The sequence below is a fragment of the Cellulomonas sp. ATA003 genome, assembly GCF_031582905.1.
GTDB lineage: Bacteria > Actinomycetota > Actinomycetes > Actinomycetales > Cellulomonadaceae > Pengzhenrongella.
The window spans coordinates 2,774,970-2,798,379 of record NZ_CP133990.1 but is presented as its reverse complement, the minus strand read 5'-3'; the positions used below and the strand labels follow the sequence as shown (position 1 = coordinate 2,798,379).

Annotated in this window: 12 protein-coding genes and 6 pseudogenes; 10 read left to right on the top strand and 8 right to left on the bottom strand. The window is 74.3% G+C overall.

The window, feature by feature from the left end; all coding sequences use genetic code 11:
* Positions 1 to 40: 40 nt before the first annotated feature.
* Together dnaE and REH70_RS13980 are read left to right on the top strand one after the other, a co-directional pair.
* Positions 41 to 3,575: pseudogene (gene dnaE, locus REH70_RS13985) on the top strand (DNA polymerase III subunit alpha).
* Positions 3,572 to 4,015: a pyridoxamine 5'-phosphate oxidase family protein gene (locus REH70_RS13980; protein WP_310748115.1), complete on the top strand. Its 444-nt coding sequence runs from the start codon at positions 3,572 to 3,574 to the stop codon at positions 4,013 to 4,015. The pseudogene dnaE and the gene REH70_RS13980 overlap by 4 nt, the downstream one beginning before the upstream one ends.
* Here the strand turns inward: REH70_RS13980 and REH70_RS13975 are convergent.
* The 7 genes and pseudogenes from REH70_RS13975 to REH70_RS13945 form a co-directional block, all read right to left on the bottom strand.
* Positions 3,937 to 5,712, bottom strand: a complete 1,776-nt coding sequence (locus REH70_RS13975) for an alpha-amylase family glycosyl hydrolase (RefSeq protein WP_310748112.1) — start codon at positions 5,710 to 5,712, stop codon at positions 3,937 to 3,939. The genes REH70_RS13980 and REH70_RS13975 overlap by 79 nt on opposite strands.
* Positions 5,709 to 6,632 carry a carbohydrate ABC transporter permease gene (locus REH70_RS13970; RefSeq protein WP_310748110.1) on the bottom strand — a complete coding sequence of 308 codons (924 nt, stop codon included), beginning with the start codon at positions 6,630 to 6,632 and terminating at the stop codon, positions 5,709 to 5,711. The genes REH70_RS13975 and REH70_RS13970 overlap by 4 nt, the downstream gene beginning before the upstream one ends.
* Positions 6,629 to 7,618 (bottom strand): sugar ABC transporter permease, encoded by a 990-nt coding sequence (locus tag REH70_RS13965; RefSeq protein WP_310748107.1) that lies wholly within the window; start codon positions 7,616 to 7,618, stop codon positions 6,629 to 6,631. Before REH70_RS13965 ends, REH70_RS13970 begins: the two co-directional genes overlap by 4 nt.
* A 92-nt stretch (positions 7,619 to 7,710) precedes the next feature.
* The gene (locus REH70_RS13960) at positions 7,711 to 9,039 is read right to left on the bottom strand and encodes an ABC transporter substrate-binding protein (protein ID WP_310748105.1); all 1,329 of its coding nucleotides are present in this window, start codon (positions 9,037 to 9,039) and stop codon (positions 7,711 to 7,713) included.
* A 190-nt stretch (positions 9,040 to 9,229) separates the two neighbouring features.
* Positions 9,230 to 9,688: pseudogene (locus REH70_RS13955) on the bottom strand (substrate-binding domain-containing protein); the annotation flags it as partial.
* On the bottom strand, positions 9,655 to 10,074 hold the full coding sequence (locus REH70_RS13950) for a LacI family DNA-binding transcriptional regulator (RefSeq protein WP_310748102.1): 420 nt from the start codon (positions 10,072 to 10,074) through the stop codon (positions 9,655 to 9,657). The gene REH70_RS13950 and the pseudogene REH70_RS13955, both read right to left, overlap by 34 nt.
* Positions 10,075 to 10,384: 310 nt before the next feature.
* A complete protein-coding gene (locus REH70_RS13945) occupies positions 10,385 to 10,603 on the bottom strand; it encodes an RNA-binding S4 domain-containing protein (protein ID WP_310748099.1) in 219 nt (72 codons plus the stop codon).
* A 151-nt stretch (positions 10,604 to 10,754) separates the two neighbouring features.
* Here REH70_RS13945 and hisD point away from each other — a divergent pair.
* The 4 genes and pseudogenes from hisD (at position 10,755) to REH70_RS13925 (ending at position 17,128) form a co-directional block, all read left to right on the top strand.
* A pseudogene (gene hisD / locus REH70_RS13940) lies at positions 10,755 to 12,076 on the top strand (histidinol dehydrogenase).
* 229 nt (positions 12,077 to 12,305) lie between these two features.
* Positions 12,306 to 13,328, top strand: coding sequence for a 3-oxoacyl-ACP synthase III (locus REH70_RS13935; protein ID WP_310748097.1), 1,023 nt, complete (start codon positions 12,306 to 12,308; stop codon positions 13,326 to 13,328).
* 79 nt (positions 13,329 to 13,407) lie between these two features.
* Positions 13,408 to 16,128: an alpha/beta fold hydrolase gene (locus REH70_RS13930; protein ID WP_310748095.1), complete on the top strand. Its 2,721-nt coding sequence runs from the start codon at positions 13,408 to 13,410 to the stop codon at positions 16,126 to 16,128.
* Positions 16,129 to 16,184: 56 nt separating this feature from the next.
* A pseudogene (locus REH70_RS13925) lies at positions 16,185 to 17,128 on the top strand (NAD-dependent epimerase/dehydratase family protein).
* 57 nt (positions 17,129 to 17,185) lie between these two features.
* Here REH70_RS13925 and REH70_RS13920 read toward each other — a convergent pair.
* Positions 17,186 to 19,561: a RecQ family ATP-dependent DNA helicase gene (locus tag REH70_RS13920; protein ID WP_310748093.1), complete on the bottom strand. Its 2,376-nt coding sequence runs from the start codon at positions 19,559 to 19,561 to the stop codon at positions 17,186 to 17,188.
* Positions 19,562 to 19,629: 68 nt separating this feature from the next.
* Between REH70_RS13920 and REH70_RS13915 the strand changes: the two are divergent.
* The 4 genes and pseudogenes from REH70_RS13915 to priA all read left to right on the top strand — a co-directional run.
* A pseudogene (locus REH70_RS13915) lies at positions 19,630 to 20,700 on the top strand (histidinol-phosphate transaminase); the annotation flags it as partial.
* Between the two features lie 7 nt (positions 20,701 to 20,707).
* Positions 20,708 to 21,313: an imidazoleglycerol-phosphate dehydratase HisB gene (gene hisB / locus REH70_RS13910; protein ID WP_310748090.1), complete on the top strand. Its 606-nt coding sequence runs from the start codon at positions 20,708 to 20,710 to the stop codon at positions 21,311 to 21,313.
* A 476-nt stretch (positions 21,314 to 21,789) separates the two neighbouring features.
* Positions 21,790 to 22,419 (top strand): annotated as a pseudogene (gene hisH / locus REH70_RS13905) (imidazole glycerol phosphate synthase subunit HisH); the annotation flags it as partial.
* A 112-nt stretch (positions 22,420 to 22,531) separates the two neighbouring features.
* Positions 22,532 to 23,290 carry a bifunctional 1-(5-phosphoribosyl)-5-((5-phosphoribosylamino)methylideneamino)imidazole-4-carboxamide isomerase/phosphoribosylanthranilate isomerase PriA gene (gene priA, locus REH70_RS13900; RefSeq protein WP_310748087.1) on the top strand — a complete coding sequence of 253 codons (759 nt, stop codon included), beginning with the start codon at positions 22,532 to 22,534 and terminating at the stop codon, positions 23,288 to 23,290.
* Positions 23,291 to 23,410 lie beyond the last annotated feature (120 nt).

The window sequence follows — 23,410 nt, the reverse complement described above, 5'->3', positions numbered from 1 at the left end:
CGCAACGAGGGTGTGGGTGCCGGCGCCTAGAATCGGCGCCATGCCCTCAGCCTCGTCGACGGACTTCGCGCACCTGCACGTGCACACCGAGTACTCGATGCTCGACGGCGCGGCGCGGCTGAACGACCTGTTCGCCGAGGCGCAGCGGCTCGGCCAGACGTCGATGGCGACGACCGACCACGGGTTCGTCTTCGGCGCGTTCGACTTCTGGTCCAAGGCGAAGGCGGCCGGCATCAAGCCGATCATCGGGGTCGAGGCGTACCTCACCCCGGGGACCAGCCGGCACGACCGCACCCGCGTGAAGTGGGGCGAGTCGCACCAGGCGTCGGACGACGTCTCGGGTGGTGGCGCGTACACCCACATGACGATGTGGGCGCGGAACACCGAGGGCATGCACAACCTGTTCCGGATGGCGTCGCTCGCGTCGCTCGAGGGGCACTTCTACAAGCCGCGCATGGACCGCGAGCTGCTGCAGACCTACGGCAAGGGGCTCATCGCCTCCACGGGGTGCCCGTCCGGCGAGGTGCAGACCCGGCTGCGGCTGGGGCAGTTCGACGAGGCGGTGCGCGCCGCCGGCGAGATGCAGGACGTCTTCGGCAAGGACTTCTTCTACGTCGAGCTCATGGACCACGGCCTCGACATCGAGACCCGCGTCATCAAGGACCTCCTGCGCGTCGCCGAGGCGATCGACGCGCCCCTGGTCGCGACGAACGACCTGCACTACACGAAGAAGGAGGACCACCAGGCGCACGAGGTCCTCCTGTGCGTGCAGTCCGGCTCGACCCTCGCCGACCCCAAGCGGTTCAAGTTCGACGCCGAGGACTTCTACCTCAAGTCCGCCGAGGAGATGCGCCGCACCTGGGCCGACCTGCCCGAGGCGTGCGACAACACGCTGCGCATCGCCGAGCAGTGCGAGGTCGAGTTCAACACCGCCGCGAACTACATGCCGCGGTACCCGACCCCCGAGGGCGAGGACGAGACGTCCTGGTTCATCAAGGAGGTCGAGAAGGGGCTGCACGTGCGGTACCCGGGGGATCCCGGACGCCGTGCGCAAGCAGGCGGAGTACGAGTCGGGCGTCATCACGCAGATGGGGTTCCCGGGGTACTTCCTCGTCGTCGCGGACTTCATCAACTGGGCGAAGGACAACGGCATCCGCGTCGGGCCCGGGCGAGGCTCGGGCGCCGGGTCGATGGCCGCCTACGCGATGCGGATCACCGACCTCGACCCGCTGCAGCACGGCCTGATCTTCGAGCGGTTCCTCAACCCCGACCGCGTGTCCATGCCCGACTTCGACGTCGACTTCGACGAGCGCCGCCGCGGCGAGGTCATCCGGTACGTCACCGAGAAGTACGGCGAGGACCGCGTCGCACAGATCGTCACCTACGGCACGATCAAGGCCAAGCAGGCCCTCAAGGACTCCTCGCGCGTGCTGGGCTACCCCTTCGCGATGGGGGAGAAGCTCACCAAGGTCATGCCGCCGGCGATCATGGGCAAGGACATCTCGCTGTCCGGGGTGTTCGACCCGTCCGACAAGCGGTACGGCGAGGCCGAGGAGTTCCGGCAGGCGGTCGCCGCCGACCCTGATGCCCAGCGCGTGGTCGAGACCGCCAAGGGCCTGGAGAACCTCAAGCGCCAGTGGGGCGTGCACGCGGCCGGCGTCATCATGTCGAGCGAGCCGCTCATCGACATCGTGCCGATCATGCGCCGCGAGCAGGACGGCGCGATCATCACGCAGTTCGACTACCCCACGTGCGAGGGGCTCGGGCTGATCAAGATGGACTTCCTGGGGCTGCGCAACCTCACGATCCTCGACGACGCCCTGTCGAACATCGTCATGAACGGCAAGGAGCGCATCGAGGTCGAGACGCTCCCGCTGGACGACCCGGCCACCTACGCGCTGCTCGGCCGGGGCGACACCCTGGGCGTGTTCCAGCTCGACGGCGGCGGCATGCGCTCGCTGCTCAAGCTCATGCGCCCGGACAACTTCGAGGACATCTCCGCGGTCGGCGCCCTCTACCGGCCGGGTCCCATGGGGGCCAACTCCCACACGAACTACGCGCTGCGCAAGAACGGCGTCCAGCCCAAGGACCCGATCCACCCCGAGCTCGAGGAGCCGCTCGAGGAGATCCTCGGCACGACGCACGGGCTGATCGTGTACCAGGAGCAGGTCATGGCCATCGCGCAGAAGGTCGCCGGGTACACCCTCGGCCAGGCCGACCTGCTGCGCCGCGCGATGGGCAAGAAGAAGAAGTCCGAGCTGGACAAGCAGTTCGAGGGCTTCTCGGCCGGCATGCGCGAGCGCGGCTTCTCGATGGCCGCCGTGCAGACCCTCTGGGACATCCTGCTGCCGTTCTCCGACTACGCGTTCAACAAGGCGCACTCCGCCGCGTACGGGGTGGTGTCCTACTGGACCGCCTTCCTCAAGGCGAACTACCCGACCGAGTACATGGCGGCGCTGCTCACCTCGGTGCGCGACGACAAGGACAAGTCGGCGCTCTACCTCAACGAGTGCCGTCGCATGGGCATCACCGTGCTGCCGCCGGACGTCAACTCGTCGTCGGCGAACTTCACCGCCGTCGGGGTGGACATCCGCTTCGGGCTCACCGCGGTGCGCAACGTGGGCGCCAACGTCGTGGACGCGATCGTGGCGACCCGCGAGGCCAAGGGGGCGTTCACGTCGTTCACCGACTTCCTCGACAAGGTGCCCGCGGTGGTCTGCAACAAGCGGACGATCGAGTCGCTCATCAAGGCGGGCGCGTTCGACTCGCTCGGCCACACCCGCCGGGCCCTGCTGCTCGTGCACGAGCAGGCCGTCGACGCGGTCATCGGCGTCAAGCGCAAGGAGGCCGAGGGCCAGTTCGACCTCTTCGCCGGGTTCGGCGGCGAGGAGGCCCAGGTCGAGTTCTCGGTCCAGGTGCCCGACCTGCCGGACTGGGACAAGAAGCAGCGCCTCGCGTTCGAGCGCGAGATGCTCGGCCTGTACGTCTCCGACCACCCGCTCTCCGGGCTCGAGCACGTGCTCGCGCAGGCCGCCGACGTGTCGATCGCGACCCTGCTCGCCGACGAGGCCCGGCCCGACGGGTCGACGGTCGTCATCGCCGGCCTCATCACGTCGCTCCAGCGCAAGATGTCCAAGCAGGGCAACCCGTGGGCCGCGGTCACCGTGGAGGACATGGAGGGCTCGGTCGAGATCATGTTCTTCGGCGAGACGTACCTCGCCTACTCGACCGCCCTCGCGGAGGACACCGTGGTCGTCGTCCGCGGGCGGGTCCGGCGCCGCGACGACTCCATGCAGCTCCAGGCCATCGAGGTGTCGCTGCCCGACGTCTCGGCGGCGGCCGACGCGCCCGTCCTGGTCACCCTGCCGGTCGCACGGTGCACCGCGCCGGTGGTCGAGCGGCTGCGCGAGGTGCTCTCGACCCACCCCGGGACCACCGAGGTGCACCTCAAGCTCACCAGCCCCGGCAAGGCCACCGTCATGCGGCTCGACCAAGGGCTGCGGGTCGAGCGCACGTCGGCGCTCTTCGGCGACCTCAAGGCGCTGCTCGGCCCGAGCTGCCTGACGTCCGCGTGACGGAGCCCGGGGTCGAGGCGCCTGGGGTCGAGGCACCCGGGCCGGTCGTGCTCAGCGCCGACCAGCTCGCGTTCGTCACCGACCGCCACCTCGCGACGCTGAGCACGGTGCGCCGCGACGGGACCCCGCACGTCGTCCCGGTTGCCTTCACCTGGGACGCCGCGGGCGGGCGGGCCCGCATCACCACCCGGTCCACGTCGGTCAAGGCGCGCCGGATCGCCCGGGGCGGGCCCGACGGCGGGCCGCTGCCGGCGGCCCTGTGCCAGGTCGACGGTCGGCGGTGGATGACCCTGGAGGGCACCATCACGCTGTCGGACGACCCGGCCGACATCGCCGAGGCGGTCGAGCGGTACGCCGACCGCTACCGCGTGCTCGGCGAGCAGCCGCTCCGCGTGGTGCTCCACCTGCAGGTCGCGCGGATCCTCGGCACGGTGCGCTGAGCCGCACACCGGCCCCCGCGCCGACCCGAGGACGCCGCCGCAGTCGCCGACGCCGCCGCGGTCACGACGCCGCCGCGGTGAGCGGGGTGACCGCTGTCAGCGCGGGAGGATCCACGCGGCCGTGTCGGGCGGGAGCAGCCCGCCGGTGACCGGACCGCTCGCCAGCACGACGTCGCCGTCGGGCAGGGGCACGGGGGCCTCGCCCATCGCGACCGCGACGAGGGCGCCACCGTCCCGCCGGCAGGTGAGCAGGCCGTCGGGGGACAGGTCCCACGTGCCGCCCTCCGAGGAGCCGAACGCCCCCGACGCGAGCAGCTCGCGGCGCACCCGCACGGCCCGGCGGAACAGGGTGAGCGTCGAGTCGGGGTCGGTCTCCTGGACGTCGACGGCGCGCTCTCCCCAGCCTGGGGGGACCGGCAGCCACGGTGCGGCGGCGTCCGGCCCGGGGAGAAGCCGTGCGCGCCCTCGGGTGCTGCGGTCCACGGGATCGGCACCCGGGCGCCGTCGCGCGACACTCCGCCGCGCGCCCACATCGGGTCCTGACGTGCGTCGACGGGGACGTCGACCTCCGGCAGCCCGAGCTCCTGGCCCTGGTAGACGTACACCGCGCCGGGCAGGCCGAGCAGCGCGACCAGCGCGGCCCGAGCGCGGGCCGGCCCGCGCTCGCCGTCACCCAGCCGTGTCGCCGTGCGCACGAGGTCGTGGTTCTCCAGCGCCCACGTCGGCGGCGCCCCGTAGCGGCGGCGGACCGCCTCCAGCTCGTCGCCGACCCGGCGCCACTCGGCCGGCTCCCAGCCGAGTCGGGCGAACGCGAAGGCGAACGCCTGATGCATCTCGTCCGGACGCGTGTAGCGGCCGGCGCGCTCGGGGTCGAGGTTGACCTCGCCGACCAGCATGCGCGGCGGGCGGTAGCCGTCCGTGACCCGGCGCCAGCGCCGGTACACGTCGTGCACGGGCTCCTGGTCCGCCGCGAGCGGGTTCGCCCGCAGACCGTCGATCACGGTCGGGGCGTCCGGTGCGTCCGGGAGCCCTTCCGCCTTGAACAGGCCGTGGGCGACGTCGACCCGGACGCCGTCGACGCCGCGGTCGAGCCAGAAGCGCAGCACGTCCTCGTACATGTCACCGACGGCGGGGTTGCGCCAGTTCCAGTCCGGCTGCGCGGGGGAGAACAGGTGCAGGTACCAGTCGGTGTCGCGGGCGGACCCGGGCGACATGCGGCTCCACGCCGGTCCGCCGAAGACGCTGACCCAGTTGTTCGGCGGCCGGCCGTCCCCGCGGTCGGGGGCGACGTGGAACATCGCCCGCTCGGCGGATCCCGGTCCGGCGGCGACGGCCGCCTGGAACAGGGGGTGCGCGACGGACGTGTGGTTGGGCACGAGGTCGACCAGCACCCGGATCCCGGCCGCGTGGGCCCGCTCGAGGAGCTCGTCGAGGTCGGCGAGCGTGCCGAACATCGGGTCGACGTCGCACGGGTCGCTGATGTCGTACCCCTGGTCGACCTGGGGCGACCGCTGGAAGGGCGTCAGCCAGATCCCGTCCACGCCGAGGGACTCCAGGTACGGCAGCCGCTCGATGACCCCGCGCAGGTCACCGATGCCGTCGCCGTTCGAGTCGGCGAACGACCGCGGGTACACCTCGAGGACGACGGCGGTCTGCCACCACCGGTCCGCGCGGTCCGCGTGCCTCGTGGCGCTCACTTCGTCGCCCCGGCGGTGAGGCCCTCGACGATGCGGCGCTGGAACAGCAGCACCGCGACGACCAGCGGGATCGTGACGATCACGCCGGCCGCCATCTGCTCGCCGTACGGTGCCTGGAACTCGCTGGCGCCGGTGAACTTGGAGATGGCCACCGTGGCGGTCTGGATGGCCGGGTCGTTCACCATCGAGAGCGCGATGATGAACTCGTTCCAGCTGTGGATGAAGGTCAGGATCGCGGTGGTGAAGACCCCGGGGGCGGCGAGCGGCAGGAGGATCTTGCGGAAGGCCTGCCACTTCGTGCAGCCGTCGATCATCGCGGCCTGCTCCAGGTCGTAGGGCAGCTGCTTCATGAACGTGGTGAGGTTCCAGACGGCCAGCGGGATCGCGAAGGACAGGCTCGGCACGATCATCGCCTGGTAGGTGTTGATCCACCCGATGTCGGAGAACAGGCGCAGCAGCGGCACCACGACCGAGATCCCGGGGAACATCGACGTCGCGATGATCACCGTGAGCACCGCGGTCTTGAAGCGGAAGTTCAGGCGTGCGATCGCGTACGCGGCGAAGATGCCCAGTGCCAGCGCCAGCACCGTGGTGGTCGAGGCGACGATGAGGCTGTTGAGCAGGGCGCGGGCGAACGTGGTCGAACCGGAGAACACCTTCGTGTAGCTCTCGAGCGACCACGCGGTCGGCAGCAGCGAGTTGTCGAAGATGTCGTTGGTCCGCCGCAGGCTCGACACGAGCATCCAGTAGAACGGCGCGAGGCAGTACGCGGCGATGACGACGACCGCGACGACGGGGCCGACGGCGCCGAGCACGCCGCTACGCCGCCGGGTGGTCCGGGTGGTCCGGGTGGCGTCCGGCGCCCGGGCGGTGTCGCCGGGGCCGGCTGTGCGTCCGGCCACGGGGTCGATCGTGGTCATCGGGATCCTTCCTTGCGGGCGGCCCTCGCGGCCCGCCGCTGCTTCGCCTCGTCGCCCGAGCCGACGACGTCGGCCCCGAGCAGCTTGATGAACACGAACGCGATGACCGCCACGTAGGCGACCAGCACGATGGAGAACGCCGACGCGGTCCCGTACTGCAGCTGGTTCGAGGAGTCCCAGGCCAGGATGGACAGGGTCTCCACGGAGGACTTGCGCGGGCCGATGAGCACGAACGGCAGATCGAACATGCGTAGCGCGTCGAGCAGCCGGAAGAGCACCGCCACGAGCAGCGCGGGCTTGGCGAGCGGGAGCGTGATCGACCAGAACCGTCGCCAGGCGGTGGCGCCGTCGAGCTTGGCGGCCTCGTAGATCTCCTCGGGGATGATCTGCATGCCGGCCAGGACGAGCAGACCGATGAACGGCGCGGTCTTCCACACCTCGGCGGTGATCACGGCGACCTGGGACATGAACCCCTCGGCGGTCCACAGCACCTGGTGGCCGGAGAGCGCGTTGACGATGCCCTCCGCCTGGAACATCCAGCGCCACAGCAGACCGGACACGGCGGTCGGGATCGCCCACGGCACGAGGATCGCCGCACGCAGGAAGGCCCGGCCGCGGAAGGCGCGGTTCATCGCGACCGCGAAGGCGACGCCGATCACCGTCTCGAGGCCGACGGAGACGAACGTGAAGAACGTCGTGTTCCACAGCGCGTTGTAGAAGCGGTCGCTGCCGGCGCCGGTGAAGATGTCGACGTAGTTGCGCAGGCCGACGAAGACGTCCCCCTCGACGACGAAGCCGTCCGCGTCGAGGCCGGACTGCGAGCTGTACAGCGACTGGTGGAACGCGGAGAGCAGCGGGTACAGCACGACGAGCGCGAGCACCAGGAACGTGGGTGACAGGAGCGCAGCCGCCGTGCGTCCCTCCCGGGGCACGCTCGTGCGGACGCGTGGCGGAGTGAGCGTCGGGGTGACGGGCATCGAGGTCATGGGGGTCCTTCGCCTCAGCGGGGATCGGCGGGGTCGGACGTGCTGCGGGACCGGCCGGGTGGCCGCCGGGGTCGGCGGCCACCCGCGCCGGGTCAGCCGCCGACGATCCCGGTGAGCGTCTCCTGGAGGTCGGCCAGCGCGTCCTCGGGCGACTTCTCACCCGTGACGGCGGCGTACACCTCGTCCTGGATCGCGGCGGTCGTCGCGCCGTACTGCACGACCTGCGGGCGCGGCTGCGCGTTCTCGAGGGACTCGAGGAGCGTCGGCAGGTACGGGTACTTCCCGACGACGGCGTCGTCCTCGAAGAACGAGGAGTACACCGGTGCCCGTGAGCTCAGCTCGAGGCGCTCGCGCTCCTGCTCCTCTCCGGTGAAGAACTGGATGAACTCCAGCGCGGTCTCCTGGTTCTCCGCGAAGCTCGAGATCGCGATGTTGCGACCGCCCAGGGTCGACACCCCGGGCCCGTCCTCGCCGGGCGTGGGCGAGACGCCGAACTTCCCGGCCACGCTGCTGGAGCCGTCCGCGGCGTTGAAGGAGTTGTACACGTACGGCCAGTTGCGCAGGAAGACCAGGCGGCCGTCCTGGAAGGCCTGACGGCCCTGCTCCTCCTGGTACGTGATCGCCTCCTCGGGGATGATCCCCGCGTCGAACCAGTCGACCAGGTGCTGCAGCGCCGTCAGGGCCTCCGGGGTGTCGACGTCCGGCTGACCGTCGTCGGTGAACAGCGAGCCCTCGGCGGAGCCGACGGCCTCGCTGAAGTTGACGGTGAGCCCCTCGTTCTTGTCGAACTGACCCGCGTAGCACGACATCCCGGCCGCCTCCGGCAGGGCGAGGACGGCGTCGCACGCCGTCTCGACGTCCGCCCACGTGGACGGGGGCTCGGAGATCCCGGCCGCGGTGAGCAGGTCGGTGCGCGAGTACAGCAGGGCCCCGTCGGTGTAGTACGGGGCGGCGAACAGGGTGTCCCGGTAGGTCGCCGCGTCGACCGTCGCGGGGATGAGGTCGTCGAGCGGCAGGGCGTCCTCGGGCAGTGGTGTGATCCAGCGGTTCGCGGCGAACTCCGACGTCCACACGACGTCGAGGTTGAGCACGGTGTACGCGTCGCCCTCGATCTGGGCGTTCTGCGCCATCTGCTGACGCTGCTGGTCCGCGTCCAGGGGCAGCTCGATCCACTCGACCTGCTCGTCCGGGTGCTCGGCGTTCCAGGCGTCGATGGAGGCCTGCGCCGCACCGGACGCGTCCGGGCTGCTGACATAGGTGATCGGGCCGCGACCGGACAGCTCTCCGGCGGCGGTGTCCCCGCCGCCGGTCGTCGCGGGCTCGTCGTCGCCGCCCCCTGCGCACGCGGTCAGCGTCAGCGCGGTGACGGCGAGCATGGCCGTGCCGACCAGCAGTCGGGTGTTCGGGCGTCGTTGCCTCATGCGTTCTCTCCTTGGCTGGACCGGGTGGCGACCCGGTCGGGGTGGGGCGGTAACGGGGGGACGGACCGGGCGGGGGCGGTGGTGCCCCGCTCGACGAGCCGGTGGGGAGCACCCGCGTGCTGCTGCTGCGTGTCTCGAGCAGGCACTGCACGGCGAGCTCGCCCATCCGCTCGAGCGGCTGCGCCACGGTGGTCAGCGCCGGGTGCACGTGCTGGGCGGTGCGCGTGTTGTCGAACCCGACGACCGAGACGTCGTCCGGGACGCGGCGGCCCCGGCGCTGGAGCTCGTTCACCACGGCCGCGCCCATCTCGTCGCTGAGCGCGAACACGGCGGTGAGGTCGGGGTCGCGGGAGAGCAGGCGGGCGAGCGCGGGCGGCGCGCTGTCGTACAGCGAGTTGCCGTGCTCGACCAGCGGCCGGGCGTCGGCCTCGCCCATCGCCCGCAGGTACCCGCGTTCACGGGGTGCGTTGACGAACACCGATGAGGTGTCGCCCGCGAGCAGGGCGATGCGCCGGTGACCCAGCTTCAGGAGGTGCCGCGTCGCCTCGAAGGCGGCGCGCTCGTCGTCGATCGCCAGGCTCGGGAAGCGTGCGCCGTCGCGGATGGCCACCGAGATCAGCGGGACCTTCGGTCCGACGACGCGGCGCATGTCGGGGTGATCGCCGCCGAGATGAGCACCACCCCGGCCGCACGGTACGTCCGCAGCATGCGGAGGTACCCCGGGGCGTGCTCCGAGCCCGAGCCGGTACGACCGAGCATCACCGAGTAGCCGCGCACCCGGGCGGCGTTCTCGACCCCGCTCATCACCTCGGAGGCGAGAGCGTCCGAGACGATCGGTGCGAGCACCCCGATCACGGACGTCTGCATGGTCTTCAGGCCACGTGCGAGCGTGTCGGGCTCGTAGCCCAGCTCCTGGACCGCGTCCCGCACCCGCTGCTCGGTGGCCGCGGAGAAGCCGGGGACGCCGTTGACCACACGTGAGACGGTCGCCGGGGAGACGCCGGCGGACCGGGCGACGTCGCGGATGGTGGCCATGGCGTCCTCCGTCCTGCGTCGTCCTCGGCTGGTGGAGCCGCTGTGTCGTGGAGCACGTAAACGTTTGCGCAACGGCACGGCACGTTAGGAAGCGTCGCGGGACCGGGGCAAACGTTTCGGAAACACGGGACGGCGGCTGCTGGCTGCGGCGTCGCCGCCCGGGACGCCCGGCCTCGGCGGAGCGGGCGCGGGGCGTCGCTGCGCGCCGCGTCCGGTGCAGCGCGGTCGCGCGGCCCAGCCGACCGGCTGGGCCGGGATCGAGAGGCAGCCCCGGCCCCGGTTCCAGCCCGGGACAGGGTCCGGGCGCGGGTCAGGCGACGGTGGCGCTGACCGACCCGCTGGGCGTGTCCACCATGACGACGTCGCCGCGGCGCAGCTGGCGTCCGCGGCGGGTCTCGTCCGCGCCGTTGACGGTGACGGCGCCGTCCTCGAGCAGCTCACGGGCCTGCGCGCCGGAGTCGGCGAGGCCGGACAGCTTGAGGAACTGGCCGAGGCGGATGACGTCGTCGCTGATCGGCACGGAGTCCATGCGCCCATCATGCCGCGCCGTCGGCCGGTGCCGGTCGCCGCCGGTCGCCGGACGCCGCCGGTCGCCGGTCGCCAGACGTCGGACGCCGGTCGCCGGTCGCCGGTCGCCTGTCGGCCGGGGTCCCGCCGGCCGCGGTCCTAGACTGTCGGGCGTGATCACCCGCCTGGACCTGCGTGGCCGCAGGATGACCCCCGTGAGCTGCGCGCGGTGCTGTTGCGCGCCGAGGTCGACGTCGACGCCGCGACGCACCTCGTCGCCCCCACGCTGGAGGCGGTCCGGACCCATGGCGCGGCCGCGCTGCGCGACCTCGCGGAGCGGTTCGACGGCGTCCGCCCCGAGCACCTGCGCGTCCCCGCGGAGGCGCTCGCCGCCGCGCTCAGCGATCTGGACCCGACGGTCCGCGCGGCGCTCGAGGAGGCGATCCGCCGGGTGCGGACGGTGCACGCCGCCCAGCGCCCCGCCGACCTCGAGGTCGAGCTGGCGGCCGGCGGGCGGGTGCGCCAGCGCTGGGTCCCGGTCGAGCGCGTCGGCCTGTACGCGCCGGGCGGCATCGCGGTCTACCCGTCGTCGGTCGTCATGAACGTCGTCGCCGCGCAGGAGGCGGGTGTCACGTCGCTCGCCGTCGCGTCCCCGCCCCAGCGCGAGCGCGGCGGGCTGCCCGACCCCACGGTGCTCGCCGCGTGCGCGCTGCTCGGGGTCGACGAGGTGTACGCCGTCGGCGGGGCGCAGGCCGTGGCGATGTTCGCGTACGGCGCCGCCGGCACCGAGCCGGTGGACGGCCCGTGGCTGTGCGAGCCCGTCGACGTCATCACCGGACCGGGGAACGTCTACGTGGCCGCGGCCAAGCGGCTCGTCCGGGGCGTCGTCGGCATCGACGCCGAGGCCGGGCCCACCGAGATCGCCGTCCTGGCCGACGCCGGGGCCGACCCCACCCACGTCGCGGCCGACCTGGTCAGCCAGGCCGAGCACGACCCGCTCGCCGCCGCGGTCCTGGTGACCGACTCACCCGAGCTGGCCGACGCGGTGGAGGACCGGCTGGAGGAGCGCGTCGCCGCCACCCGCCACGCGGAGCGGGTGCGCACCGCCCTGACCGGGCGGCAGTCCGCGGTCGTCCTGGTCGACGACGTCGAGCACGGCATCGCGGTGGTCGACGCCTACGGGGCCGAGCACCTGGAGATCCAGACGGCCGACGCGTCCGGTGTGGCCGACCGCATCCGGAACGCGGGCGCGATCTTCGTCGGGCCCTACTCGCCGGTGTCCCTCGGGGACTACATGGCCGGGTCCAACCACGTCCTGCCCACCGGCGGCTGCGCGCACTTCGCGAGCGGGCTCGGCGTGCACAGCTTCCTCAAGGCCGTGCAGGTCGTCGAGTACGACGCCGACGCCCTGGCGGAGCTCAGCGACCGCATCACCGCACTCGCCGACGCGGAGGACCTTCCCGCGCACGGCGAGGCCGTCCGGGCACGGTTCTGAGCGGGTACCTGCCGGCGCACCGACGCCGCCCGCGCGCATCCGCGCGGGCGGCGTGCGGCGCGGGCGTGGGCAGCCTCACGCCGTTCCGGACGACGCACGCGGTGCGCGATGCCAAACTAGGGTTCCGACCCGGCCCGTGCGGTGCAGGGCCGAACCGGGACCCGTCGGCCGCCTCGGCCGGACGACAGGGACCGGCGTCCGCAGCTCATCGCAGAAACCGGGTCAGCACGTGAACGGCAATGCCACCTTCCGCCACACCGGCACCGCGCTGCTCGCGGTCACCGGGCTCGAAGCCCCGGTGGTGGTCCCGTCCTCCCACTTCGACGACGAGCTCGCCGGTACCCTGAGGCGGCTGAGGCTGCCGCGCGGGCTGCTGCAGCGCGTCGCGGGCGTCCGGGAGCGCCGCTGGTGGGACGCGGGGACCGCGTTCGACGACGCCGCCATCGCGGCCGGCGCCAAGGCGCTCGCCGAGTCCGGGGTGGACGCGGCCGACATCGGCCTGCTCATCAACACCTCGGTCACGCGCGCGCACCTCGAGCCGTCCGTCGCCTCCAAGGTGCACGACGGGCTCGGGCTGCCGCCGTCGGCGCTCAACTTCGACGTGACCAACGCGTGCCTCGGGTTCGTCAACGGGCTCACCCTGGCCGCCGGGATGATCGACTCCGGGCAGATCCGCTACGCGCTCATCGTCGACGGCGAGGACCCGCAGGCCACGCAGGAGGCCACGATCGCCCGGCTCAACCGTCCCGAGACGACGCGCGAGGACTACATGCGGGAGTTCGCGACCCTCACCCTCGGGTCCGGTGCGGCCGCGGCGGTCCTCGGGCCGGTCGACGACCATCCCGGCGCGCACCGGGTGCTGGGCGGGGTCGCCCGCGCCGCGACGCAGCACCACAACCTGTGCGTGGGCGGCATCGACGGCATGCAGACCGACCCGACCGGGCTCCTCGAGGGCGGGCTCGAGCTCGTGCAGGAGGCGTTCCAGGAGGCCGAGGCCGAGTGGGGCTGGTCCGGCATCGACCGCTTCGTCATGCACCAGGTGTCCACGGTCCACATCAAGCGCATCGTCGAGTCCCTCGGGCTCGACCGCCGTGCGGTGCCCCTGACCTTCCCCACGCTCGGCAACGTCGGGCCGGCGTCGGTCCCGATCACCCTCGCCGCGACCGCCGACGAGCTCTCCGCGGGCGACCGGGTGCTCTGCATGGGCGTCGGCTCCGGGCTCAACACCGCGATCACCGAGATCGTCTGGTGACGGCGGCGCCCGTCCCCGTCCAGACCGCGCAGCACCCCCGGCCGACCTCCCGGGGCTCGACGCCGCCTGGTCGCGCCTGGTGGACGTCCCACGCGCCGCGACGACGTCCGCAGCCGGCGCCGACGTCGGCGTGACCGTCGACACCTGGCACGTGCTGGACAACCGCGCCGACGTCGACGGACCCGTGCGCGGCACCCTGCTGTGCGTCCACGGCAACCCCACCTGGTCGTACCTGTGGCGCGACCTGCTCCGCGCCGGTGCGGCAGCCGGGTGGCGCGTGGTCGCCGTCGACCAGCTCGGCATGGGCTTCTCCGCCCGGACCGGGCGCGTGCACCGCCTCGCCGACCGCATCGCCGACCTCGGCGCGCTGACCGACACCCTCGACCTCACCGGCGCCGTGGTGAGCGTCGGCCACGACTGGGGAGGCCCGGTGTCGCTCGGGTGGGCCGTCGCCCACCCCGACCTCCTCGCCGGCGTCGTGCTCACCAACACCGCGGTGTACCAGGACCTCGACGGCCGCACCCCCGCCCCGCTGCGCCTCGCGATGACGCCAGGAGTCCTGCGGGCCAGCACCGTGACGACCCCGGCCTTCCTGGAGACGACGCTCGCGATCGCGCACCCGCCGCTCGACGCCGACGTCCGCGAGGCGTTCCGCGCCCCGTACCGGACGACCGATCGTCGCCACGCGATCGGGGACTTCGTCGCCGACATCCCGGTCGACGCGGACCACCCCAGCCGGCCAACCCTCGAGGCGCTCGCCGCCGGGGTCGCCACGCTGCGGGTGCCTGCCCTGCTGCTCTGGGGCCCGCGGGATCCGGTGTTCGGCGAGCAGTTCCTCGCCGACCTCCTCCAGCGCCTGCCGCACGCGGACGTGCACCGGTTCGAGGGCGCGGGACACCTGCTGCCGCAGGACGCCGACGTCGCGGGCGCGGTCGTGACTTGGCTCGGCGAGCGGTTCCCCGTCCGGACGACCGACGCCGCCACGACCGACGCCGCCACGACCGACGCCGCCACGACCGACGCCGCCACGACCGACGCCGCCACGACCGACGCCGCCACGACCGACGCCGCCACGACCAGCGCAGTCCCGACCGACGCCGTCCTGCCCGACGAGCTCCGCGCCCCGGACGGAGTCGCGCCCCGCACGCCTCCCACGGCCCCCTTCGCCCCGCTGTGGCACGCGCTCGAGAAGCGCCGGGACGACGACGGCGTCGCGCTCGTCGAGATGGCGCCACCCGGCCGCACCGGCCCGCGCACCATCACCTGGTCGCTCCTCGCGCGCCGGGTCGACGAGATCGCCCACGGCCTCGTGGCCGACGGCGTGCGCCCCGGCCACCGCGTCGCCCTGCTCGTCCCGCCCGGCGCCGACCTCACCGCGATCCTCTACGCGTGCCTGCGGATCGGTGCGGTCGTCGTGGTTGCCGACGCCGGCCTCGGGCTGCGTGGGCTGTCGCGGGCCGTGCGGGGCGCGCGCCCGGACGTCGTCATCGGCATCCCGCGGGCGCTCGCGGCCGCCCGGGCCCTGGGGTGGGCGCCGCGGCGCGTCCTCGCCGGATCGCTGGCCCCGGCCGCGCGTGCGGCGCTGGGGGTCGAGAGCACACTCGTCGAGGTCGCCGACCGCGGCCGGGCGGCGCGCGAGGCCGACGGCGCGTCGCTGCCCGAGCCCGCCGCCGACGACGACGCCGCCATCCTGTTCACGTCGGGCTCCACCGGGCCGGCCAAGGGCGTCGCGTACACCCATGCGCGCCTGGCAGCGATGGCGCGGGCCGTCGGAGCGACCTACGGCATCGGCCCCGGCTCCGCTCTGGTCGCGGCCTTCGCGCCGTTCGCCCTGCTCGGACCCGCGCTCGGCGCGACCTGCGCGAGCCCGGACATGGACGTCACCGCCCCCCGGACGCTCACCGCGGCGGCGCTCGCCGACGCCGTCGCGGCGATCGACGCGGCCGTCGTCTTCGCCTCGCCCGCCGCGCTGACCAGCGTCGTCGCGGGTGCCGACACCCTCGACGACGCGGGCCGGCGTGCCCTCGCGGGGGTGCGGCTGTTCCTGTCCGCCGGTGCACCGGTGCCGCCCGAGCTGCTCGCCGCGGCCGGACGGCTCATGCCCGCCGCGGAGCCGCACACGCCGTACGGCATGACCGAGGCCCTGCCCATCACCGACATCTCGCTCGACGGCATCCGCGCCGCCGGGCAGGGCGAGGGCGTGTGCGTGGGGCGCCCGGTCGCCGGGGCCGATCTCGCCATCAGCGCCCTCGACCCCAGCGGTGCGGCGACCGGCCCGGTGGGGCGCCACGTCGGGGTCACCGGGGAGATCCTGGTCAGCGCACCGCACGTCATGGCCCGGTACGACCGGCTGTGGCTGACCCACCGCGCCGCCCGCCGTGACGCCGGGTGGCACCGCACCGGCGACGTCGGGCACCTGGACGACGAGGGTCGCCTGTGGGTCGAGGGTCGCCTGGCGCACGTCGTCACCACGCCCGACGGCGTGCTCACCCCGGTGGGGATCGAGCGCCGCGTCGAGGGTGTGGACGGCGTCGCGCGCGCCGCGGCCGTGGGCGTCGGCCCGCGCGGCGTGCAGGCCGTCGTGGTCGTCGTCGAGACGCAGCCGCCGGCGGCGAAGCCGGGGCTGGCCGACCTCGACCTCACGGCGCGCGTGCGCGCCGCGGTCGACGTGCCGGTCGCGGCGGTGCTGGTGACCGACGCCCTGCCCACCGACGTGCGGCACAACTCCAAGATCGAGCGCACCCGGCTGGCCCGATGGGCGGAGGGTGTGCTCGCCGGCGGGCGGACGGGCCGGCCGTGAGCACGGGCCACGCCGTCGGGTCCACCGAGCGGGTCCTGGTCACCGGCGCGAGCGGGATGCTGGGGCGTGCGGTCGCGGTCGCGGTCGCCGACCGCGGGCACTCCGTGCGGACGTTCCAGCGCGGGCCGGCCGACGTCCCGGGCGCGACCGACGTGCGCGGCTCCCTCACCGACCCGGGCGCGGTGACCCGCGCGGTCGAGGGGTGCACCGCGGTGGTGCACCTGGCGGCCAAGGTGTCGATCACCGGGCACGAGGAGGAGTACCGCGCGGTGAACGTCGAGGGCACCCGGACCCTGCTCGCCGCCGCGCGGGCCGCGGGCGTCCGTCGCTTCGTCATGGTGTCGTCGCCGTCGGTGGCGCACGTCGGGGCCTCGATCGTGGGGAGGCGGCCGGACCGGCGGACCCCGACCGGGCGCGCGGCCCGTACGCCCGGACCAAGGCCGCGGCCGAGCTCCTCGCGCTCGCCGCGGACTCACCCGAGATGCGGGTGCTCGCGGTGCGCCCGCACATCGTGTGGGGCCCGGGGGACACCCAGCTCGTGGGCCGCGTCGTCGAGCGCGCCCGGCACGGGCGGCTGCCGCTGCTCGGCGGCGGGACCGCGCTCATCGACACGACCTACGTCGACAACGCGGCCGACGCGCTCGTCGCGGCGCTCGGGGCGCCGGGCGACGCGTGGGGAGCGTCGTACGTCGTCACCAACGGGGAGCCGCGCCCGGTGCGCGACCTGCTGGCCGGCATGTGCCGGGCCGCCGGGGTCCCGGTGCCGCAGTGGTCCGTGTCGCCCGCGCTCGCGCGGGCCGCGGGCGGCGCGCTCGAGCGGGTCTGGGCGGCCCGCCCGCAGTGGGGCGAGCCGCCGCTGACCCGCTTCCTCGCCGAGCAGATGTCGACCGCGCACTGGTTCGACCAGCGCCGGACCCGCGAGGCGCTGCGCTGGTCGCCCGCGGTGACCCTCGACGAGGGCTTCGCCCGCCTCGCGGCGTCCTTCGCCGACGCCGTTTGACCGACGGCGCCGCTTGACCGACGGCGCCGCCTGTCCGACGGCGCCGCGCCCGACCCCTCAGCCGACCGCGAGCACGAACGGGTGCACTGCCGACGCCCCGGCGCGCCTCAGCAGGCGCGCCGCCACGGTGAGCGTCCAGCCCGAGTCCGTGCGGTCGTCGACGAGCAGGACCGCGCGTCCGGGCAGCCCGGCCGCGGCGGCGTCGGACAGGTGCAGCTCGAGGCGCCGCGCGACGCCGGCGAGCCGCTGCGCGGAGTTCACGTCGTGCCGGCCCGCGGGCACCCCGAGCACCGGCCCGACCGACCCGACGACCGGGACACCGAGCCGGTGCGCGAGGCCCTCGGCGAGGTGCCGGACGAGCTCGGGTCGGCTCGCGGACTCCACGAGCACCACGCCGGCCGGTGCCGGGTCGGGGTGCCAGGCGTCGAGGACCTCGAGCACCGGGCGGCGCAGCGCCACCGGGAGCCCGCCGTCGCGTGCCGCGCCGCCGCCGGCCGCTCCGTCCGGCTCGCCGCCCGCCCCGGGGCCCGAGCCTCCCGAGCCCGGCCCGGACCCGTCGTCCTCGGACCCGGCCGGGGCGGGTGCGAAGAGGTCGCGCAGCAGACCGCCCCACCCGATCCCGTCGAGCCGGGCGACCGCGCGGCCCGTCTCCGGGCGCTCGTCGACCGCGATCCGCCCGGACAGGTCGATCCCCAGCCCGGACATCCCGGTCGGCCACTGCCGGCGCGGCTCGACCTCCACGCCGGGGACCGCGAGGCGCTCGCGGGCGGCGGCGACCTCGGCGTCGTCGGGCGCCTCACCGGCGCTCGTGCCGCCGCACACGTCGCAGCGCCCGCACCGCCAGCCGTCCGTCAGGTCCGGGTCGTCCAAGGCCCGGCGCAGGTACGCCATCCGGCAGTCGTCGGTGGTGACGTAGTCGAGCATCGCGCGCTGCTCCGCGCGCCGGGTCTCGGCGACCCGGCGGTACCGCTCCGCGTCGTACTCCCACGCCCGCCCGGTGGACTCCCACCCACCGCGCACCCGGCGCACGGCGCCGTCGACGTCGAGCACCTTGAGCATGAGCTCGAGGCGGTTGCGGCGCAGCGACACCCGGGTCTCGAGCGCCGCGGTGGACAGCGTGCCGCCCGCTTCGAGCGCCGCGAGGGTCGCGCGCACCTCGGCCTCGGGCGGGAACGCCATCGACGCGAAGTAGTCCCAGATCGCGGTGTCCTCCCGACCGGGCAGCAGGACGACCTCGGCGCGGTCGGTCGCGCGACCGGCACGCCCGACCTGCTGGTAGTACGAGATGGGCGACGCCGGGGCGCCCAGGTGCACCACGAAGGCCAGGTCCGGCTTGTCGAAGCCCATGCCGAGCGCCGAGGTCGCCACCAGTGCCTTGACCCGGTTGGCGAGCAGGTCCTGCTCGGCGGCCTCGCGCTCCGCCGGGTCGGTCTGCCCCGAGTAGGCACGCACCGCCATGCCCTGCTCGCGCAGGTACTCGGTGACCTGCTGCGCGGCGGCGACGGTCAGGCAGTAGACGATCCCGGAGCCGTCGACCTGCGGCAGCCGGTGCCCGAGCCACGCGAGCTGGGACGCCTGGTCAGGCAGCCGCGCGACCGCGAGGTGCAGGCTCTCGCGGTCCAGCGACCCGCGCAGCACCAGGACGTCCGCGAGCGCGCGCTCGGGGTGGGCGGGCGTGGCGTCGGCCCCGTCGGTCGACTCGGAGGTGACAGCGAGCTGCTCGGCGACGTCGGCCGTCACGCGTGCGTTCGCGGTGGCCGTCGTGGCCAGCACCGGGATGCCCGCGGGCAGGTCGGCCAGCAGGGTGCGGATGCGGCGGTAGTCGGGGCGGAAGTCGTGCCCCCAGTCCGAGATGCAGTGCGCCTCGTCCACCACCACCAGGCCCGCCGACGCCGCCAGTCGCGGCAGCACCTCCTCGCGGAAGCCCGGGTTGTTCAGGCGCTCGGGGGAGACGAGCAGGACGTCGACCTCCCCGGCCGCGACCCGCTCGTGCACGCCGTCCCACTCGGTGACGTTGGCGGAGTTGATCGTCTCGGCGCGGATGCCGGCCCGCTGCGCGGCCTCGACCTGGTTGCGCATGAGGGCGAGCAGCGGCGAGACGATCACCGTCGGGCCGGCGCCCCGAGCGCGCAGCAGCGCGGTCGCGACGAAGTACACCGCGGACTTGCCCCACCCCGTGCGCTGGACGACGAGGGCACGGCGGTGGTCGGCGACGAGCGCCTCGATCGCGACCCACTGGTCGTCGCGCAGCCGTGCGTCGGGGCGGCCCACCAAGGCGACCAGCGCCGCCTCGGCCTCCTCGCGCAGGCCGGCGCGGTCGGCGGTGGTCCGGTCGGTCGCGCCGGTCGCGCCGGTCGGGGCGGTCCCGCCGACCGCCGCGCCGGCGGGGCTGTCGGTCGATCGCGGGCCGGTGGACGTCGGGGTGGGGCTCATCCGTCGATCGTAGGCAGCGGCACCGACATGTCCGTGGGCCTCCCTAGACTCGGGGCCGTGACCCTTCCCTGCGTCCGGAGCTCGCGGGCCTCGAGCCGTACGGCGCTCCGCAGCTCGACGTCCCGGTGCTGCTCAACGTCAACGAGAACCCCTACCCGCCCGCGGACGACGTCGTCGCCGACATCGCCGCGGACGTCGCCGCCGCGGCGCGCGGGCTCAACCGGTACCCGGACCGCGACTTCCTCGCGCTGCGGACCGACCTCGCCGCGTACCTGCTCCGCGAGTCCGGCGTCCACCTGGCACCCGAGCAGATCTGGGCCGCGAACGGCTCCAACGAGGTCATGCTGCACCTGCTCCAGGCCTTCGGCGGGCCCGGTCGCACCGCGCTGTCGTTCGCGCCGACCTACTCCATGTACCCCGAGTACGCGCGCGACACCAGCACGGGCTGGGTGCAGGGCCGCCGGGAGGACGACTTCACGCTCGACCCCGAGCGCGCCGCCGCCACGATCGCCGAGCACGCGCCGAGCGTCGTGCTCCTCGCGAGCCCCAACAACCCCACCGGGACGGCGCTGCCGCTGGGCACGATCGAGGCCGTGCTCGCCGCGGCTGCCGCGGTGCCGGGCGGGTGCGTCGTCGTCGTCGACGAGGCGTACGGGGAGTTCCGCCGCGCGGGGACGCCGTCCGCCCTGGAGATCCTCGCCGACCACCCGCACCTGGCGGTCAGCCGGACGATGTCCAAGGCGTTCGGGCTCGCCGGGGCCCGGGTCGGCTACCTCGCCGCGGCACCCGCGCTGGTCGACGCGCTGCGCGTCGTGCGCCTGCCGTACCACCTGTCCGGCGTGACCCAGGCGGTCGCGCGCGCCGCGCTCAAGCACTCGGGCGCGCTCATGGCGCAGGTGGGGTCGCTGCGCGCGGAGCGGGACGCGTGCGTGGAATGGCTGCGCGGGCGCGGGTACGACGTCGCGGAGTCCGACGCGAACTTCGTGCTGTTCGGGCCGTTCGACGACCGGCACGCGATCTGGGAGGGTCTGCTGGCCCGCGGGGTGCTGATCCGCGAGGTCGGGCCACCGCAGTGGCTGCGGGTGTCGATCGGCACCCGCGAGGAGATGGCGGCCTTCCGGGACGCCCTGGTGGAGGTGGACCCCGATGAGCGGCACGCGGACCGGACGGATCGAGCGCACGACCTCGGAGTCGAGCGTGCTCGTCGAGCTCGACCTCGACGGCACGGGCCGGACCGACATCTCCACGAGCGTGCCGTTCTACGACCACATGCTCACCGCGCTCGGCAAGCACTCCCTGCTCGACCTCACCGTCCGGGCGACCGGGGACACCCACATCGACGCCCACCACACCGTGGAGGACGTCGCGATCGCTCTGGGCGAGGCGCTGCGGGTCGCCCTGGGGGACAAGGCGGGCATCGGCCGGTTCGGCGACGCGCTGGTCCCGCTCGACGAGGCGCTCGCGCAGGCCGTCGTCGACGTGTCCGGGCGGCCCTACCTCGTGCACTCGGGTGAGCCCGCCGGGCAGGAGTACCACCTCATCGGCGGTCACTTCACCGGGTCGCTGACCCGGCACGTGCTCGAGTCGATCGCGCACCACGCCGGCATCTGCATCCACATGCGGGTGCTCGCCGGCCGGGATCCGCACCACATCGTCGAGGCGCAGTTCAAGGCCCTCGCGCGGGCGCTGCGCGCCGCGGTGCAGCCGGACCCGCGTGTCGTGGGGATCCCGTCCACGAAGGGCGCCCTCTGATGGCGGGGCCGGCCACCCCGCCGACCCCGCCGGCGGTCGCGCTCGTCGTCACCCCGGTCGCCGCACCTGGCCCGCTCGCGGCGACGTGCGCGATGGCCAAGGTCGACGTGGACGTCGTCCCGTCGGACGTCGGCGCGATCGCCGTCTGCCGCGACACCACCGGCACCGCGCCGCGGGACGCCGCGGTCGCGGTGTCCCGGCTGCTCAAGGGCGTCCCCGTCGTGCTGCTGCAGAAGGCCGAGGGCCGGGCGACCGCGTCGCGCTGGCTCGACGGCGAGCAGGGGAGAAGCTCGCCGCCGGTCTCGTGCTCAGCGGCGCACCGGACGTCCTCGAGGACCTGCTGCTCGGCACGGTCACCGCCGCGGACGTCCCGGGGGTCGTGTCGAGCGTCGGCATGTCCCGGTTCCGCGCGCTGCGCCTGCTCGCCGCGTCGGCGCGCGCGAACCGCCGGTAAACTCGGGTCCCGTGACTCCCACCCCCAGGTCGTCGTCCTCGACTACGGGTTCGGCAACGTCCGATCCGCGGTCCGCGCGCTCGAGCGCGTCGGTGCCGAGGTCGAGCTGACCGCCGACCCGACCGCCGCCAGCGAGGCGGACGGACTCGTCGTCCCGGGTGTGGGCGCGTTCGCCGCGGTGATGGACGGCCTCAACGGCGTGCGCGGCGGCCAGATCATCGACCGCCGCCTGGCCGGTGGGCGCCCCGTGCTCGGCATCTGCGTCGGCATGCAGGTCATGTTCGAGCGCGGTGAGGAGCACGGCGTCGAGGCCGAGGGGCTCGGCGAGTGGCCCGGTGTGGTCGACCGGCTGGAGGCCGACGTCGTCCCGCACATGGGCTGGTCCACCGTCGAGGCGCCCGAGGGCTCCGTGCTGTTCGACGGCATCGAGGCCGAGCGGTTCTACTTCGTGCACTCCTACGCGGCCCGGACCTTCCCCCCGCTCGGGGACGCCCGGTTCACCCCGCCGATGGTCACCTGGTCCGAGCACGGCGGCCGGTTCGTGGCCGCGGTGGAGAACGGGCCGCTGTCGGCGACGCAGTTCCACCCCGAGAAGTCCGGCGACGCCGGCTCCCAGCTGCTCGCGAACTGGGTCGGCTCCCTGCGGTCCTGACCGCCGCGCGCCGCCGCGCCGACGGGCGGCGACCGTCGCACCCGCCCGTCGCGCCCGCCCGTCACGCATCCCCGCGGCACGCCCCGAACCCCCACCGAGGAGAGCCCCACCCATGTCCACCGAACCGCTCGTCCTGCTGCCCGCCGTCGACGTCGCCGACGGTCAGGCCGTCCGCCTCGTCCAGGGCGAGGCCGGCTCCGAGACCTCCTACGGCGACCCGCTGGCCGCCGCGCTCGACTGGCAGTCCGGCGGCGCGGAGTGGGTGCACCTCGTCGACCTGGACGCCGCCTTCGGTCGCGGGTCCAACGCCGAGCTGCTCGCCTCGGTCGTCGCCGCGCTGGACGTCCGGGTCGAGATGTCCGGCGGCATCCGTGACGACGCGTCGCTCGAGCGCGCGCTGGCCACCGGCGCCGCCCGGGTCAACCTCGGCACCGCGGCGCTGGAGAACCCGGAGTGGACCGCTGAGGTCATCGACCGGTACGGCGAGCTCATCGCGGTCGGGCTCGACGTGCGCGGCACCACGCTCGCCGCGCGCGGCTGGACGCAGGAGGGCGGCGACCTGTGGGAGGTCCTCGCGCGCCTGGACGACGCCGGCTGCGCCCGCTACGTCGTGACCGACGTGACCAAGGACGGCACGCTGCGCGGCCCCAACCTCGAGCTGCTGCGCGAGGTCTGCGCGCGCACCGACGCCGCGGTGGTGGCGTCCGGCGGGATCTCGAGCCTGGACGACCTGCGCGCGCTGCGCGACCTCGTCGACGACGGTGTCGAGGGCGCCATCGTCGGCAAGGCCCTGTACGCCGGGGCGTTCACGCTCCCCGAGGCCCTCGAGGTCGCCGGCAAGCCCACCGGCGCCGGCCCGGGCCGGTTCTGACCGGCACCCCGGCGGCGCCGCCGGGCCTGCGGACCCCGGGCGCACGACCGGTCGCGCCCTGCCGCCGTCGTCCCCGTTCGCCGGGGACGACGGCACAGCCGCCCCGCCCTCGCCGCGGCG